The sequence below is a fragment of the Autumnicola edwardsiae genome (assembly GCF_031846505.1).
Taxonomy (GTDB): domain Bacteria; phylum Bacteroidota; class Bacteroidia; order Flavobacteriales; family Flavobacteriaceae; genus Autumnicola; species Autumnicola edwardsiae.
On sequence record NZ_JAVRHP010000001.1, the window covers coordinates 43,336 to 60,511 of the forward strand.

The following is a 17,176-nucleotide window of genomic DNA, read 5'->3' on the forward strand; positions in this document are numbered from 1 at the left end:
TGCAGGTAATTTACAGTTTAAATTTTAAAGAAGCCACGGGTCAAATACTCCCCCACAACCTGGCGCCAAATTATAGAATTAAATTAAGAACAACATATTCATTAAATTTGAATAGGAAACTTTAGGTTTAGCTAACATTTTAGCAGAAATTTTTTATTTTAGATTAATAACCAAAAGCTATTACTATGAAAATTATTGACCAGGATGTTGTTATAGATGGTATAGATAAAACCATTCTTAACGCGCTAATGCAAGATGCTAAAAAACCAATTCTGGAAATTGCCCGTGGTATAGGGATTACAGGGGCTGCTGTGCATCAAAGGCTTCGAAAACTTGAAAAATCAGGACTAATAGAAGGTTCAAAGCTAATGATAGATCCCCGCATCCTGGGTTATAAAACCATGGCGTTTGTTGGTGTTTATCTGGACAAAGCAGTCAGTAACCCCAAGGCGGTAAATCAGCTACGGGAGATCACCGAAGTTATAGAATGTCACTACACCACAGGAAACTGGTCCATTTTTCTCAAAATACTTTGTAAAGACAACGAGCATTTAATGCAGGTGCTCAACAAAAATATTCAGGGAATCGAGGGAGTTTCAAGGACAGAAACTTTTATTTCGCTCAATCAACAAATCAACCGACAGATTAAAATTTAATATTTGTATTTATTCTAAATAAGAATTAGATTTGGCGTTGAAATGAAATTATTATTCCAGTCCCGATATTTTTCTTCCTACCAATGTGACAAAGGCCGTTGTTTTTATGTGGACTTTAATCACAAAACGGTAAAATTCAGCTTTTGCCAACTCCTGGCATTGCGACAGCAGGTAAAAAATATTAATCCTGAAAGTCACTTTAACGGCGAGAACAAAAACGGCATCGAAATTTTAATGCTTTGCAACCGGGAACATGTTTTCATCCTCGATACATTAGAAATACTTGATCTACAAGAGCTTGTTAATGCAACCTTTGGAGTCCTGGAGCTTAATTCACTTTTAAGTACCCCGGTTTAAGCTATATATCTCCTGGATTTAGACTACTTCTAAATTCACCATCTTCTTAGCACATCTGCTTCTTTTTGCGTAATTTTAAACAAAGAGAAAAGAGAATATGAAAGATCTGGTAAGACAAAAATTAAGTATCCATGTAGAAATCATGGATCTTCTAAATAAACAAATAGAAAAAGAAGCACATTCTTCTTCTGCATACCTGGCCATGGCATCTTGGTGCGATCACAACGGCCTGTCCTACAGCGCGAAATTTTTCTACGAACAATCTTCTGAAGAGCGCGAACACATGCTGAAGATTTTCAGGTTTATTAATAATAACGGAGGTACTGCGTATTCTCCTGAAGTTAACAATATAGAGCACGATTTTAATTCCCTGCAGGAAATCTTTGAAGTTGCACTGGACCAGGAAATCACAATAACTAAATCTATTCACAATATTGTTTACAAATGTCGTAAAGTGCAGGATCTTAATACGGAAAATTTCCTACAGTGGTTCGTTAATGAACAGACAGAAGAAGAACAAACAATGCGAAAAGCCCTTGAGCTGTTTGACCTAATGGGAACTGAAGGCCTGGCTTTAAAATTTATAGACGAAAGAATTCCGCAGATCCGCGAGTATTAAACAAATTTAAAAGATTAAAATAAATAATAAAGGCTGCCCAAAAAGCAGCCTTTATTATTTTATACTTATTTCAGATTTCTTAATCTCTTCCCATATAAATACTCAGGAAATAAAGAAGGGTAGCCAGGGAACCAACTGCGGCAACTACATAGGTTCTTGCAGCCCATTTAAGCGAATCTTCTGCGGCATCGTGTTCCTGAGGGCTCAACATATTTTCGTTCTCCAGCCACACAAGTGCGCGCTTACTTGCATCATATTCTACCGGTAAAGTAATAAAGCTAAACAGCGTTCCCATACCAAACATGATAATCCCTATAAGTAAAATGGTACTTCCCATTGCAGTGGTAGCCATAAGCATAAGTCCACCAAAGATTACCCATTGCGAAAATCTTGAAGCCACACTCACCACCGGCACTAACTGGCTTCTCATCTTTAGCCAGCTATACGCTTTGGCATGTTGCACCGCATGGCCGCATTCGTGAGCCGCAACTGCAGCGGCTGCAGCGTTACGCTGGGTATAAACGCCTTCACTAAGGTTTATGGTTTTCTTGCTTGGGTTGTAATGATCTGTCAACATTCCCGGTGTAGAAATAACTTCTACATCATAAATACCATTATCATGTAACATCCTTTCGGCAATTTCCTTCCCGCTCATCCCGTTTTGTAGATGAACCTTAGAATATTTTTTGAATTTACTCTTCAATTTATTGCTCACGTACATGCTCACAATAAATATTAAACCAGCAATTATATAGTATCCAAACATCGTTTTATAATTTTTTAATCTAATCAAAGATAGCAAAAACCCGGCCAATCCTACAGCAGCAGCATTCCTGCCATTTTTATTTACACAGATTCCCGGATTTTGAAAAATTTTTCTTCAGGAACAAGATTCCTTTTATATATGTTATTTCTCAAAGTAAGATATTATCTATATTTGCACGAATAATTTATATCTTTCACTATGCAATACACTAGAATACTTCTAAAATTATCGGGAGAAGCTTTAATGGGAGAACGCCAATATGGCATAGATCCTAAAAGGCTGGCAGAATATGCCGAAGAAATTAAATCGGTGACCGAGAAAGGTATAGAAGTAGCAATTGTAATTGGTGGAGGGAATATTTTTAGAGGAGTTGCCGGCGCCAGCAAAGGGATGGACCGGGTACAGGGCGACCATATGGGAATGCTTGCCACTGTAATTAACGGTCTTGCATTGCAAAGCGCTCTGGAAGATGCAGGTGTCCAGACGAGGCTACAATCTGCAATTAAGATTAATGAAGTGGCCGAGCCTTTTATCCGGAGAAAAGCAATTCGCCATCTTGAAAAAGGAAGAGTGGTGATCTTTGGCGGAGGAACCGGAAATCCTTATTTCACTACAGATTCTGCCGCAGTTTTAAGAGCCATAGAGATCCATGCAGATATTATTCTGAAGGGCACAAGGGTAGACGGAATTTATTCTGCAGATCCTGAAAAAGACAAAAAAGCGACCAAATTTGATTTTATTTCCTTTGAAGATGTCATCAAAAAAGGACTAAAAGTAATGGACACAACTGCTTTTACTCTTAGTCACGAGAACGAACTGCCAATAATTGTATTTGATATGAACACTCCCGGAAACCTTATAAAAGTGGCTACGGGCGAAAAAATAGGCACAATAGTTAATTTATAATTTACCTGAAAGATAAAAGTTTACTAAAATGGAAGACGAAGTTGATTTTATTATAGACAGCACTAAAGAAGGGATGCATAAAGCCATTGAGCACCTAAAAAAGCAATTGCTCAATATACGCGCAGGTAAAGCAAATCCCGCCATGTTGGGAAGCGTTCTTGTAGAATATTATGGTGCAAAAACCCCTCTCAACCAGGTAGCAAATGTCTCTACACCAGATGCGCGTACCATTTCTGTCCAGCCTTTTGAAAAAAAACTTATTCCTGAAATTGAAAAAGGCATCATGCAGGCCAATCTTGGTTTTAACCCTATGAACAATGGCGAAAGTGTAATTATAAATGTTCCGCCTTTAACAGAGGAACGTCGTACACAGCTTGTAAAACAGGCCAAAGCCGAAGCAGAAGACGCTAAAATTGGAGTAAGAAACGACAGGAAGTCTGCTAACAACGACCTTAAAAAACTGGATATTTCTGAAGATTTACTGAAAAGCGCTGAAGCAGATGTGCAAACCTTAACAGATGAGCACATCGAGAAAATTGATCAAATTTTAGTAGCAAAAGAAAAAGAGATCATGACGATATAACGATCATTATTCTGTTTGTCGAAAATTGCTAAATTTTGCATGCCCCACGGGAAGCTTAATTTGGCAATTTTTTATTTTAGTGCCTACTGAAGATTTATAGTATCTTCAGAAAAAAATCTACTGTATGCATAAATTTCTGCTTTTTCTTCTTTTACTGCTCCCTTTTTCCGGTCTTACGGCCCAAAATGGGATTTCAGGAAGAATAATTAATGCAGAAAACGGCGAACCACTTCCTTATGTCACCATAAATTATGGCGAAGACCGTCATGTGATGACAAATATTGATGGTTCTTTTGAAATAAATTACAAAGAAGATCAAATCCAGCTAAAAATCTCCTATTTGGGGTTTTACAGCAAGAACTTGGAAATTTCCGGTGCCATTGAATATGTTGTAGTGAAAATGGAACCTTCTGTAACAAATCTCGACGCTGTAATAATCTCTTCCGAAGAAAATCTGGCAAACTCGATTATTAAAAAGGCAATTGCAGCCAAAGAAGAGAACGATCCCGAGCAGGCACTGGAGGCATTTCAGCATAAAACCTACACCAAATTCATTATCGACAATCAATCAGACGCTGTGACTTTGGATACCGACACCACAAATGTGGAAATTGGGACTATTATTAACACCGCCAGAGCTTATCTTTCAGAAAAAATTTCCCGCACAGCTTTTCAGAAAAGAAAAGGCAGAAACGAAAAGATCCTGGGCTTAAAAACCGCAGGATTTGAGGAGCCGGTTTACGAAATGCTTGCCCTGGAAGCCAATCCATACTCGTTATACAAAGAGGATTATAAGCTGTTTGAAACAGATTATGCAGGACCTCTTGCAGATAATGCTCTTAGTAATTATAATTTTCAAATCCTTGACACGACCTCTACAGAACGCCCGGCTTATGTTATCTATTTTAGGCCCAAACGTGAAAGAACCGTTGCCGGTCTGGAAGGCATTCTATATCTGGACACTGCCAGCTACGCTATACAGCGTGCAAAGGCTCAGTTACTTGGTGCCATAAAACTGGAAGTAAACCATTACTACAAATATTACGAAGAAGCAGCTATTTGGTTTCCGGAAAGGCAGGCTACCAGTATTTTACCAGGCTCCGGAACTAAGGACATTTCGGTTTTTGGGGGAGTTATTTCCGTTGGCACACTACAGAGAAGTGATAATATCATAAACAGGATTCTTGGTTCTGGAAAAGTAAACCCCGATGCCATTCTTTCTTCCAGTTCCACAAATTACGATGTTGTTTTTGAAGCTCCCAAAGATCTTGAACAAAACACCGCAAGCATAGAAGTACCTCCCGGAGCCGGTGAACAACCGGAGAATTTTTGGGATGCGAACCGGCAGGAACCTTTTACCTACCGCGATGAGAACGCCGCCCGGTATGTAGACAGCATCATAAAAGCTGATAATATAGAACGTAGGATTGAGGTAAAACAGGCGCTTACAAATGGCTATTATCCGCTTGGTTTCTGGAATTTTAACATCAGCGGTATTTATTCTTCTAATGGCCATGAAGGATGGCGGATGGGATTGGGAGGCAAGACAAACAGCAGGCTTTCAGAATATTTTAATCTTCATGGATATGCTGCTTATGGCCTGAGAGACGAAAAATTTAAGTATAATATCGGTACCAAAATCTACCTTCACAAATCTACCGGAACCAATTTAAATTTAGATTATACAGATGATTTACGCGAATTCGGGACCTTTCGCTACCGTAAAAAAGTAGATTTGTTTTCGCTTTTTACGCCGCGCTTCGGCAATATTGCCTCCTATTTTAATCATAGAACCTTAAGCACTGGGCTGGAGCATCGTTTTAATCCTTACACATCATCAGAACTGAGGTTGAGTAATAGCCGCATTTCCATGAACGAAAGCTTTGACTACGCTTATTTGCATAATGGAGAACTTTATTCTGAATATGATGTTACCGAAGTGACATTTTCGGTTTTATGGCGCCCATTTAGCAGGTTTCTTCATACTCCAGAAGAAAATGTGCTCCTGGAAAGAGGCTTTCCAAGATTTACAGCCCAAATTTCGCAGGCGGTTGAGGGAATTGCGGGTGGGGATTTTAGTTTTACAAGGGTCGGCTTAATAGTGGAACATGAGATACGGAATCTCGACCAATCCAGAACAGAATTTATTTTTGAAGCAAATTATGCTTTTGGTGATCTTCCGCTAACACACGTTTTTCACACTTCTCCCAATAATGTAAATGAGCCAAAAATCCTTAATCGTTTTTCTGTGGCGGGTAGAACTGCCTTCGAAACAATGTATTTCAATGAATTTTTTAGCGATAAGCAGGCAATGTTTCACATAAGGCACCAACTAAGGCCTTTTTACATTACTAAAAGCTTAAAACCAGAACTACTGCTATTCTCCAGGTTCGCGATTGGCATCTTTGAAGATGTCGACAAACATCCCTATGCCGAATTTAAAACTTTAAAACACGGTTATTCTGAGGCCGGCGTGGAACTTAACAACATTCTCTTTGGTTTCGGACTTAGCGCGGCGTATAGATTTGGGGCTTATCACCTCCCGGAATTCAGTGAAAACTTCTCTTTAAAATTCACTTTCCAGCTACCGCTCTAAGATCGCATTTTACCAGCCTAAAGCTGAGTATTTAACCAAGCTTTTTCTAACTTTGCCATCCTTAAAATTGTACCATGTCTAAATTATTCAGCTTTGGTTTCTGGAATTCCGTAGCACGGCTTATTCTGAGAAACAGGCTAATTATAATTTTTATTATTCTTGGGATTACCGTCGCGCTCGCCACGCAGTGGAAGAACATGCGCTTTTCATATACTGAAGCCAACCTGCTGCCCGATGATCACCCAATAAACCAGGTTTATTATGACTTCCTGGACAAATTTGGGGAAGAAGGCAATCTTATTGTTATTGCCGTAAAGGATTCTTCTCTATTTACTCCTGAAAAATTTGAGGCCTGGACAAGATTAAACGACAGCCTCGACACCTTTCCTGAAGTCGATTACGTACTTTCCCTAAGCAACCTGCAAACACTCGAAAAATTTAACGACCCTAACCGGTTTGAGATGGTTCCCTTTGTTGAAGGAGAAAACCCTGACCGGGAACAGCTGCAGGATTACGAAGACGAATTGTTTAACCGACTTCCGTTTTACGAAAATCTTGTCTACAGCTCCAAATCCAATACTGTCCAATCGGCACTTTATATCAACAAGGAAATCGTAAATTCTGAAGACAGGAAAACTTTTGTTCTTGAAGAGCTTACTCCGCTACTTGAGAAGTATAATAAAGAATATGACCTTGATATAAGGGTTTCGGGAATGCCTTACATTAGAACGCTGAATTCTCAGAACATTATTGACGAGATAAGCATGTTCCTGCTGGCTGCCTTGCTGGTCACTTCCCTGATCTTCTTTTTCTTTTTCCGCTCCATAAGAGCGACCGTTATTTCCATGATTACGGTTTGTATTGGAGTAATGTGGGCCTTTGGCGTTATTGGTCTTCTGCATTACGAGATCACCATTTTAACGGCAATTATTCCGCCACTAATTATCGTGATTGGAATCCCCAACTGCATATTCCTGATCAACAAATATCAGCAGGAAATAAAAAAACACGGAAACCAGGCAAAATCCCTGCAGCGGGTAATAACCAAAGTTGGGAACGCCACGCTAATGACCAACGTTACCACAGCTTCCGGTTTTGCTACTTTTATTTTGACCGACAGTACATTATTAAGTGAGTTTGGTATTGTGGCCTCCATAAATATAATTGCCCTTTTCCTCTTGTGCCTGCTGGTGATCCCTATTATTTACAGCTACATGTCCCTCCCCAGGGAAAAGCACCTTAAGCATCTAAATAAACGCTGGATTGGTGGCTTTGTAGGCTGGATGGAAGACATGGTGAGAAACCGCAGGATTACCATTTATATAGTTTCTGTAATACTTCTTGCCACCAGTATCATTGGGATTTACAACATAAAAATTTCAGGAAGTTTACTGGAAGACATGCCCCAGGAAGCCGAATTTTTTCAGGATATTAAATTCTTTGAAGAAGAGTTTGACGGAATCATGCCTTTGGAAATTTATATAGATACGCAAAGGAAACAAGGCGTAATGAAACTTTCCACATTAAAAAGAATGGAAGAGCTGGAAAGTATTATTGCTGAAGTTCCAGAACTTTCGCAACCTCTTTCTGTAGTACGATTGGTTAAATATTCGAAACAGGCCTATTACAACGGCAATCCAAAATATTACCAGCTACCTTCTTCCCAGGAGCAAAACTTTATAATGCCTTATATAAAAGGAATGTCTTCTACAGATAATTTATTGAGCTCTTATGTAGATTCCACAGGACAATATGCCCGTATCACGACCTTTATGAAGGACATTGGCACCGAGAAAATGGAAAATATTGAAGAAGACCTTTGGCCACAAATCAATAAATTATTTCCTGAAGACCGCTACAATGTCTCCCTTACCGGAAAAGCCTTGATTTTTCAAAAAGGAACGAACTACCTGGTTAAAAACCTGGTATTATCGCTTTCACTGGCTATTTTTCTAATTGCAATCCTCATGGCGTGGATGTTCAGATCCTTCAGGATGATTCTAATTTCCCTGGTTCCAAACCTTTTGCCACTGTTGGTCACCGCAGGAATGATGGGCTTTTTGGGGGTTCCCATAAAACCTTCAACCATCCTGGTTTTCAGTATAGCATTTGGAATTTCTGTAGATGATACGATCCATTTCCTGGCCAAATACCGGCAGGAATTAAAGGCCAATAATTGGAAAATTAAGAAGTCGGTCTATGCAGCTTTAAAAGAAACCGGAGTAAGTATGTTCTACACCTCAATTGTTTTGTTCTTTGGCTTTTCAGTATTTATGATAAGCAGTTTTGGCGGAACAGTGGCCCTGGGTGGATTGGTTTCTGCCACTTTACTGTTTGCCATGCTTGCCAACCTGCTCCTTCTTCCATCTTTATTGCTTTCTTTGGAAAGGAGTATTGCCAATAAAGAGATCTTAAAGGAACCGGCAATAAAAATTATCGACACTTCTGAAGATGATGACGAAATAACACGGGAGGAGAATAACAACAAATATTAAAATTCAAAGCTTTGCAGGCACGGGTGGAAAATTTATCTTTGTCCCTTTCTAAAATCTAACTAAATGACACAGGCAAAAGTTGCTGAATTACTGGACAGCAATCAGTTTTTACAGGAATTTCAAGTTAAAGGATGGGTACGTTCCTTTAGAAGTAATCGTTTTATTGCACTAAACGACGGTTCCACGATTAACAACCTGCAGTGCGTTATAGATTTTGAAAACACCGATGAGGATATCCTGAAAAGGATAACCGTAGGTGCTGCCATTGGCGTAAAAGGTACTTTAAAAGAAAGCGCCGGAAGCCAGCAACGGGTGGAAATTGAAGTAAATGAAGTGAAAATTTACGGCGATGCAAACCCCGAAGAGGTAAAGTTAACGATACTTTCACCAAAACGCCATAGTTTAGAGAAATTACGTGAACAAGCACATTTAAGAGTGCGCACCAACACTTTTGGCGCGGTAATGAGGGTGCGTTCAAAACTGTCTTTTGCGGTACACAGCTATTTTCAGCAGAACAATTTCCATTACGTAAATACGCCAATTATCACGGGAAGTGATGCGGAAGGTGCCGGTGAAATGTTTAAAGTTACCAATCTAGACCTTAAGAATCTTCCAAAAAATGAAGACGGTTCCATTGATTATAAAAAGGACTTCTTCGGAAAAGAGACTAATCTTACCGTTTCGGGACAATTGGAAGGAGAAACTTTCGCTCTTGGCCTGGGCCAGATCTACACCTTCGGACCAACTTTTAGATCTGAAAATTCCAATACTTCCCGCCATCTTGCCGAATTCTGGATGATAGAACCCGAAGTTGCTTTTTGTGACCTGGACGGGAATATGGACCTTGCTGAAGATTTTATAAAGTATGTATTAAAATACGTTCTTGAACATTGCAAAGACGACCTGGAATTTTTGGACCAGCGCCTTTCTAATGAAGACAAGGCAAAACCAAAAGCAGAGCGAAGCGAAATGGGACTGCTGGAGAAGCTTCATTTTGTGCTCGATAACAACTTTAAGAGAGTAAGTTATACCGAAGCTATCGATATCCTGAAAAATTCCAAGCCAAACAAAAAGAAGAAATTCAATTATTTAATTGAAGAATGGGGCGCAGATTTGCAAAGTGAGCACGAGCGTTTCCTGGTCGAAAAGCACTTCAAGTCCCCGGTGATTTTGTTTGATTATCCCGCGAATATCAAGGCGTTTTACATGCGTTTAAATGAAGATGGAAAAACGGTAAGAGCTATGGATATCCTTTTCCCTGGGATTGGGGAAATTGTAGGAGGTTCGCAACGGGAAGAGCGTCTGGATGTACTTCAGGATAAAATGAAGGCATTGGAAATAGATGAAAAAGAACTCTGGTGGTACCTTGATACCCGCAGGTTTGGTACCTGCGTCCATAGCGGATTTGGATTAGGTTTTGAACGCCTGGTATTGTTCGTGACCGGAATGAGCAACATTCGCGATGTAATTCCATTCCCGAGAACACCGCAAAACGCGGAGTTTTAATAAGCGCACGTTCCTTTATAAGAACTTTAAACCTCCCAGATTATAAAATTTTGGGAGATTTGTAGTATTTTGTAGTCCATTAATCTGAAATATCATCCAATGATAAAAAAGCTCAAATCTCTAAGCATTTTAGAAATTATAGGATTGCTGTTTTCTATTTATGTGATAGTCCGTTTTCTTATCTTTACTGTAAATGCTGCACTGGACGGCTGGAACAATCCTGTATAAGCAATAAAACCTCACAGGTTTTTAAAAACCTGTGAGGTTTGTTCTTTATGGCCTATCAATCACCATGAAAATTATAGAAACGCATACCGTTCCTGCAATCGATGAGAAAATCAGGTTACAGGAATATGCTGTTTCAATTTTTAAAACAATCCCTTCCCGAAGCGGTATAAAAAAAGCCATAAAACGGAAAGAAATTCTCCTTAATGGGAAGCCGGCAAATACTTCAGACTGGATAGAAGAAGGACAGCGAATAGAATTGCTACAGGCCGAAAATGGCCAAAAAAAGACATTCACCTTAAAACTGAAGGTTTTATATGAAGATGAAGATTTGGCAATTATCGATAAACCTTCTGGAATCCCAACCAGCGGCAACTATTTTAAAACCGTAGAGAATGCGCTGCCCTATAATTTGCAAATTTCGGTTAAAAATACTGCTCTTCCTGCTCCGTTACCCGCACACAGGCTCGATAATCCCACCAGCGGCCTCCTTATTTGCGCTAAAACACGCCCGGCATTAACGGAAATTCAGAAAATGTTTCGGGAAAAGGAAATCGAGAAGACTTACCTGGCCCTGACCACAGGCCATGTCCCAAAAATGGCAATTTTCGATACACAGATAGAAGGTAAACCCGCAGTTACCAGAATTGAGACGCAGGAATACTTCAGAATTGACAATTTGGAGTATTCGCTGCTAAAAATTTTTTTAGAAACCGGAAGAACGCACCAAATCAGGATTCATTTATCTGAAAATGGATTTCCGATTGTTGGGGACAGGCAATATGGTGGGGAAATTCAGCAAAAATTTAAAGGCATGTATTTAGCGGCAATCGAAATAAAATTTAAGCATCCGGTTAAAAACGAAATTCTTGACATTGCACTTCCACTTCCGAAGAAATTCTTAAAAATAAAGGATTTAGCAGAGGCTCCTTAACAAAAATTTACCACAAACATGTACTGTGCCAAAGCAAGTATAGCGTTGTTTTTCTTATTTTTGTAGTAAAGCCAAAGGAACTTTATGCTTAAACAACAATTAAATTTTAAATTATCACAAAAACTCTCTCCTCAACAAATCCAGTTGATGAAACTGATCCAGTTGCCTACCCAGGCTTTTGAACAGCGACTGAAACAGGAAATTGAGGAAAATCCCGCTTTGGAGGACGGAAGAGAAGAAGCAAAAGATGAGTTTGAAGATAATTTTTCTAATGAAAATGATAGTGAAGACGATAATTATGACGAGGCATTGGAAGATTTTAATGTTGACGATTATTTAAGTGATGACGAAATTCCGAGTTACCGGTTAAATGCCAATAATTATAGTGCAGACGATGAAGATAAGCAGGTTCCCTATGCCTCCGGAACTTCTTTTACCCAGCATTTAAAATCCCAGTTAAACACCTTCAGGTTTAATGAGACAGAACAGGAAATCGCAGAATTTCTTGTGGGTAGTGTAGATGAAAGTGGTTATATACGCAGGTCTATTCAGGATATTGTAGATGACCTTGCCTTTACACAAAATGTTTATACCGATGAAGAAACTGTAGAAAAAGTATTACTACGGGTTCAAAAACTGGATCCTGCGGGAGTTGGTGCGAGATCACTTCAGGAATGCCTGCTTATTCAGCTTAAAAGAAAAGAAAGTACAGAGGCTGTTTCCCTGGCGTACGACCTGCTCGAGCAATCCTTTGACCACTTCAGTAAAAAACACTACTCCAAGCTTTTATCCAGGCATGATATTTCTGAAGACCAGTTGCGTGATGCCATAGAGGTTATTGAACATTTAAATCCCAAGCCGGGCGGTGCGTTCTCTGGAAACACGAGAATGGTGGAGCATGTTATTCCCGATTTCACTATTAAAATAGTAGATGGCGATCTGGAATTAAGCCTTAACGGAAGAAACGCACCAGAGATGCATGTTTCCCGCGATTATAGCAATATGCTGAAAGGTTACAAGGAATCGAAGAAAAAAACGAAGGAGCAGAAAGATGCAGTGATGTTTATAAAACAAAAGCTGGACGCTGCAAAATGGTTTATAGAGGCGATTAAACAACGGCAACAGACGTTGATGGTCACCATGAGTTCTATAATGAATTACCAGAAGGAGTATTTTCTTACAGGTGACGAGCGAAATTTGAGGCCAATGATCCTTAAAGATATTGCTGACGAGATTGAAATGGATGTTTCTACCGTCTCCAGGGTGGCAAACAGCAAATATGTAGATACCCCCTACGGCACAAAACTGATTAAAGAATTCTTCTCGGAATCTATGAAAAATGACCAGGGTGAAGATGTTTCCACACGGGAGATTAAGAAGATCCTGGAAATGTCGATAGAAGAAGAAGATAAAAAAAAGCCGCTTACTGATGAAAAGCTGGCGAAAGTCCTCAAAGACAAAGGTTATCCAATAGCGCGGCGAACTGTAGCAAAATATCGTGAGCAGCTGGATATTCCCGTAGCCAGATTACGTAAAGAAATTTAATGAAACTGCTCCTTAAAAGCGCTTCCTACGTTTTTCACCCTTTGTGGATGCCGGTTGCAGGAAGCCTGCTTTATTTTTTCCTCACTCCCAGATTTTTTCCGGTTGAGCTTATTAAAATAAAATTGCTGGCAATAGCTATAATTACCTTATTTATTCCCATTGTATTTTATTTTCTACTTAAAAACCTGGGTAAGGCTAATTCTCCTTTTCTAAGCGATGTGGATGAAAGGAGATGGCCGCTGTTCTTTTTTATCCTTCTCACGCTGATGATCCTTTACCAGGTGCTTAATTCTTACAATTATCCAGCTCTTTATTTCTATTTTGTAGGCATTCTTTTCTCTACAATGACCTGTTTTATAATGAGCCTCTTTCGGGTCAAAGTCAGTTTACACCTTGTTGGTCTTACCGGCCTGGCAATGTTTGTTGTGGCGCTTGGTGTTCATTTTCACCTTAACCTTATATATACAATTGCTTTTCTTCTCACAGCGCTGGGGCTCACCGCCTCATCCCGGCTCCTTTACAAAGCACATACTGTCCTTGAGTTAATAGTGGGCTTTTTTATAGGTCTGATTCCACAACTTATAGTAATTAATTACTGGCTATAAGATATAGAACATAAGTCCCATTTTTAGCGTAGAAAGTTCTACTTCCTCATTCTGAATATAAGCATCCTTAAAAAAGGAATTTAGACTGTAATAGAAATGAAAATTAAAGGTGTTGTAGCCAAAGGTAAACGTTGCCCCTAACCGAAACCTATCGAACTCGGGAACATCTGTTTGAACCACCTGATTTGCATCCTGAACAAAGTTAGACTTAAGATAGTAAACATAGCCTAGTTTGAGCCCTGTATAAATGCGCCAGAATTTGTAACTGGTTGCGGTAGACGTTCTCCACCGGAATTCTATTGGAGCCTCTACTAATTGCGTACTGAATCTGTTTGTATCGTAAGAAATATTATCGTCTAAACTTCTGAAAACAGATTCTCCATCCTCAGTTTCGCCTATAAAAAGATTTTGACCATAGCTATTTAATGACCAACCCAAACCGACAGCAACTGCGATATTTCTGCGATTATTAATGGGAAAATCCCGCATCACGCCAAGGTGTACCCCTCCAGAAAAACCAGATTGCGAAACAGATGAGGATGTGTTGGTAAGGAGATTAAAGCTAAGGCCCACATAAAATTGATCTTCCCGGTACAGACTATCAATTACAGTGGGAATGGTATCCCCGATATTCATAAAGCGATCCCTCTCTTCCTGTGAAAAAGAGATCTCCGATATGCTAAGAAAAAATAAGAGGACTGCTAATTTAATTTTCATTTCAACGAAAAAGATGGTTTCAGAATAAATATAAAAAAACATCCTGTCCAAAAATCTGAACAGGATGTTTTTAAAAGATTATTTTAAAAGCTTAACTACAAATTCTGAGTTGCATCTCCAGGAATTACCGTGTAGTTAATTTTAAGGGCTTCTGCCTTTCTCAATTCTTGTTTAATATCTGATACAAGACCCATGTTTGTTTCTTCATCAACTTTAAGAGCTGTCGTTAGGTAAGGAACAAGCTCCTCCCTTTTTGACTCTCTCTCCTGAAAAATAAATTGCTGAACTTCAGATACATCTGCAAATTTATCATTCAACTGAATACGAGCCTCACTTCCAAATTGTTGCTGATATCGCTGGCTTGGTTTCCCTGCATATATATACATGATCAAATCCTTCTTATCCAACTTTTCCACTTGATCTGCAAATGGTAATTTGTTTTGTACCATTAAGGTATTTTGACGCATTACCGTAGCAACCATGAAGAAGAAAAGTAACATAAAGACAATATCCGGTAAAGAAGCGGTATTTACCGCTGGCAACTCTCCACCCTTTTTCTTCTTAAATTTAGACATAATAGTAAATTTAAATTTTTAGTTCAAAAAACTCTCTAGCTCTTCTTCGGTTCGGCCTCAGATAATTTCTGTGGAATCATATTTTTAATAACCTCAATTCTTTCCTCCAGTTGTTCTTTATCTCCATTATACCTGGGATCGGAATAAGCCGCTTCCATTTCATTAAAGCTAACGTTATAGATACGTTGCGCTTCTCTATTTCTCAAGAAGTTATAAGCTGCAACAAGCTCATTTTGAACAGCAATATACGTTCCATACTCAGTACCACGGTTATTCTGCAAAGAAATAACTGCTTTCTGAGGATTTACAGACAACTCCGGATCTGCCGGACCCTGACAAAAAGCACAAGCCTCATCTCCGGTTCCTCCACCATTGTCCAGGAAGTCTACAGCCGCCTGGCGCAATTCACCGATTTCCATGTTTTCATCCTCTACAAGCAATTCATTATTACTGTTAACAATTACTTCAAAGACGTTACGCATCTTCAATACCGGTGGTTCCACATCTTCATCCTGCCATGGCGGTAGCTTCCTGCTAATACCCTTATCTGTCTCAATGGTTGTAGTAACCAGGAAAAAGATTAAGAGCAGGAAGGCAATATCTGCCATGGAACCTGCATTAACTTCTGGTGATGCTCTTCTAGCCATAATTTATTTTATTAATTTTCTCACTCCGGAGACTATCATTGCTCCCACTGCGACAGCTGCAAGAATATAGAAAGTCACAAGACCTGCTCCCACCCAGTGTGAACCACTAGCAGACAAGGCCTCACCATCTTTCATTATTACCTCGTTCCCATCAGTTAGCATATAGGCAATAATTACAATGACTGCAAAAGTTCCTATAGAAATGAGTGTGTTTTTAATGTTTCCTCTAAATAGCCCGACAATTACAAAGATAGCGACCAAAATAATAATAGCTGCAAGTACCAGATACGCAACATACATATAAGGATCAAGCATGCTGCTTTGTACATCTGCAGAGGCTTCTATAGCATCCCCGCCAGAAATCAATATTCTAGCTAGTAGTATAAGAGCCAGAACTCCAATAACGAGCGCGAGATATTTTAATATTTTATGTAAAGTCATAATCTAGTATGGTCTTAAATTCTTTTTTTGTTTTTGTATTCTACCAACATATCAATTAATAAAATTGAAGCATCTTCCATATCGTTAACGATACTGTCAATTTTAGCGATAATGTAGTTGTAGAAAATCTGAAGTATAATAGCAACTATCAGACCAAATACGGTGGTTAAAAGTGCTACTTTAATACCTCCGGCAACTAAAGAAGGCTGCATATCCCCGGCAGCTTCAATTCTATCAAATGCCTGGATCATACCAATTACTGTACCCATGAAACCAAGCATCGGCGCCAAAGCGATAAATAAAGATACCCATGACACGTTTTTCTCAAGTTGTCCCATTTGCACTCCACCATAAGCCACAACCGCCTTTTCAGCAGCCTCCACGCTCTCATCTGCTCGATCAAGACCCTGGTAATAAATAGACGCAACAGGACCTCTTGTGTTTCTGCATACTTCTTTAGCAGCTTCAACACCACCGCTCTTTAAAGCATCTTCAACATCCCTTGCTAATTTCTTTGTATTTGTTGTGGAAAGGTTCAAAAAGATAATCCTCTCAATCGCAATGGCCAGACCAAGAATTAAACATAGAAGCACAATGCCCATAAATTCAGGACCACCTTCTATAAAACGTCTTTTTAATTCCTGATGAAAACCGGCAGTTTCTTCTTCGCCCACATCACCAGCAGCATCATCATCCTGTTGTACAAAGGTCACGGTATTACCCGGCAATGTATTACCACTGTTTGCCGCATTAAGATTTACGGCTCCAAGCACCATAATCGCAGCGATTACCAAAATAGAAAATAATCTTTTCATTACTGTTTGTCTTAATTTAATTAGTTAAAGGGTAAATATAAAAATAATTTTTCAATAAAACACTTAGCAGAGAGGAAGGGATTCGAACCCTCGATACGCTTTTGGCGTATACACACTTTCCAGGCGTGCGCCTTCGACCACTCGGCCACCTCTCTATTCAAAATGTTAAACGGTGCGGCAAATAACAA

At 39.3% G+C, this 17,176-nt stretch carries 18 protein-coding genes and 1 tRNA gene; 12 read left to right on the plus strand and 7 right to left on the minus strand.

Annotated elements, in window-relative coordinates; genetic code table 11:
- The first annotated feature begins 185 nt into the window (after window positions 1–185).
- From RM529_RS00220 to RM529_RS00230, 3 genes are all read left to right on the plus strand, one after another.
- Window positions 186–656 carry an Lrp/AsnC ligand binding domain-containing protein gene (locus tag RM529_RS00220; RefSeq protein WP_311482726.1) on the plus strand — a complete coding sequence of 157 codons (471 nt, stop codon included), beginning with the start codon at window positions 186–188 and terminating at the stop codon, window positions 654–656.
- Window positions 657–698: 42 nt separating this feature from the next.
- Window positions 699–1,013, plus strand: a complete 315-nt coding sequence (locus RM529_RS00225) for a hypothetical protein (RefSeq protein ID WP_311482727.1) — start codon at window positions 699–701, stop codon at window positions 1,011–1,013.
- A gap of 97 nt (window positions 1,014–1,110) precedes the next feature.
- Window positions 1,111–1,632: a ferritin gene (locus RM529_RS00230; protein ID WP_311482728.1), complete on the plus strand. Its 522-nt coding sequence runs from the start codon at window positions 1,111–1,113 to the stop codon at window positions 1,630–1,632.
- A 79-nt stretch (window positions 1,633–1,711) separates the two neighbouring features.
- On the opposite strand, the gene RM529_RS00235 is transcribed toward RM529_RS00230, so the two are convergent.
- The gene (locus RM529_RS00235) at window positions 1,712–2,398 is read right to left on the minus strand and encodes a zinc metallopeptidase (RefSeq protein WP_311482729.1); all 687 of its coding nucleotides are present in this window, start codon (window positions 2,396–2,398) and stop codon (window positions 1,712–1,714) included.
- Between the two features lie 198 nt (window positions 2,399–2,596).
- Here RM529_RS00235 and pyrH point away from each other — a divergent pair, with 198 nt between their 5' ends.
- From pyrH to RM529_RS00280, 9 genes are all read left to right on the plus strand, one after another.
- Window positions 2,597–3,304: a UMP kinase gene (gene pyrH / locus RM529_RS00240; protein ID WP_311482730.1), complete on the plus strand. Its 708-nt coding sequence runs from the start codon at window positions 2,597–2,599 to the stop codon at window positions 3,302–3,304.
- Between the two features lie 28 nt (window positions 3,305–3,332).
- Window positions 3,333–3,887, plus strand: a complete 555-nt coding sequence (gene frr, locus RM529_RS00245) for a ribosome recycling factor (protein WP_311482731.1) — start codon at window positions 3,333–3,335, stop codon at window positions 3,885–3,887.
- Between the two features lie 124 nt (window positions 3,888–4,011).
- Window positions 4,012–6,483: a DUF5686 family protein gene (locus RM529_RS00250; RefSeq protein WP_311482732.1), complete on the plus strand. Its 2,472-nt coding sequence runs from the start codon at window positions 4,012–4,014 to the stop codon at window positions 6,481–6,483.
- A gap of 74 nt (window positions 6,484–6,557) precedes the next feature.
- A complete protein-coding gene (locus RM529_RS00255; protein ID WP_311482733.1) occupies window positions 6,558–8,978 on the plus strand; it encodes an efflux RND transporter permease subunit in 2,421 nt (806 codons plus the stop codon).
- Between the two features lie 63 nt (window positions 8,979–9,041).
- Window positions 9,042–10,484: an asparagine--tRNA ligase gene (gene asnS / locus RM529_RS00260; protein WP_311482734.1), complete on the plus strand. Its 1,443-nt coding sequence runs from the start codon at window positions 9,042–9,044 to the stop codon at window positions 10,482–10,484.
- 99 nt (window positions 10,485–10,583) lie between these two features.
- On the plus strand, window positions 10,584–10,712 hold the full coding sequence (locus RM529_RS00265; protein ID WP_311482735.1) for a hypothetical protein: 129 nt from the start codon (window positions 10,584–10,586) through the stop codon (window positions 10,710–10,712).
- A gap of 64 nt (window positions 10,713–10,776) precedes the next feature.
- A complete protein-coding gene (locus tag RM529_RS00270; RefSeq protein ID WP_311482736.1) occupies window positions 10,777–11,643 on the plus strand; it encodes an RluA family pseudouridine synthase in 867 nt (288 codons plus the stop codon).
- An 84-nt stretch (window positions 11,644–11,727) separates the two neighbouring features.
- Window positions 11,728–13,188: an RNA polymerase factor sigma-54 gene (gene rpoN, locus RM529_RS00275; protein WP_311482737.1), complete on the plus strand. Its 1,461-nt coding sequence runs from the start codon at window positions 11,728–11,730 to the stop codon at window positions 13,186–13,188.
- A complete protein-coding gene (locus tag RM529_RS00280) occupies window positions 13,188–13,793 on the plus strand; it encodes a hypothetical protein (protein ID WP_311482738.1) in 606 nt (201 codons plus the stop codon). The genes rpoN and RM529_RS00280 overlap by 1 nt, the downstream gene beginning before the upstream one ends.
- Here RM529_RS00280 and RM529_RS00285 read toward each other — a convergent pair.
- The 6 genes from RM529_RS00285 to RM529_RS00310 all read right to left on the minus strand — a co-directional run bounded on the left by RM529_RS00285 (window position 13,788) and on the right by RM529_RS00310 (window position 17,143).
- Window positions 13,788–14,510, minus strand: a complete 723-nt coding sequence (locus RM529_RS00285; protein WP_311482739.1) for a porin family protein — start codon at window positions 14,508–14,510, stop codon at window positions 13,788–13,790. The two genes, RM529_RS00280 and RM529_RS00285, sit on opposite strands and share 6 nt — an antisense overlap.
- Before the next feature lie 95 nt (window positions 14,511–14,605).
- Window positions 14,606–15,085: an ExbD/TolR family protein gene (locus RM529_RS00290; protein ID WP_311482740.1), complete on the minus strand. Its 480-nt coding sequence runs from the start codon at window positions 15,083–15,085 to the stop codon at window positions 14,606–14,608.
- Window positions 15,086–15,120: 35 nt separating this feature from the next.
- On the minus strand, window positions 15,121–15,732 hold the full coding sequence (locus RM529_RS00295; protein WP_311482741.1) for an ExbD/TolR family protein: 612 nt from the start codon (window positions 15,730–15,732) through the stop codon (window positions 15,121–15,123).
- Between the two features lie 3 nt (window positions 15,733–15,735).
- On the minus strand, window positions 15,736–16,173 hold the full coding sequence (locus tag RM529_RS00300) for a hypothetical protein (RefSeq protein WP_311482742.1): 438 nt from the start codon (window positions 16,171–16,173) through the stop codon (window positions 15,736–15,738).
- 14 nt (window positions 16,174–16,187) lie between these two features.
- Window positions 16,188–16,988, minus strand: coding sequence for a MotA/TolQ/ExbB proton channel family protein (locus tag RM529_RS00305; protein ID WP_311482743.1), 801 nt, complete (start codon window positions 16,986–16,988; stop codon window positions 16,188–16,190).
- A gap of 67 nt (window positions 16,989–17,055) precedes the next feature.
- Window positions 17,056–17,143, minus strand: a tRNA-Ser gene (locus tag RM529_RS00310).
- Window positions 17,144–17,176 lie beyond the last annotated feature (33 nt).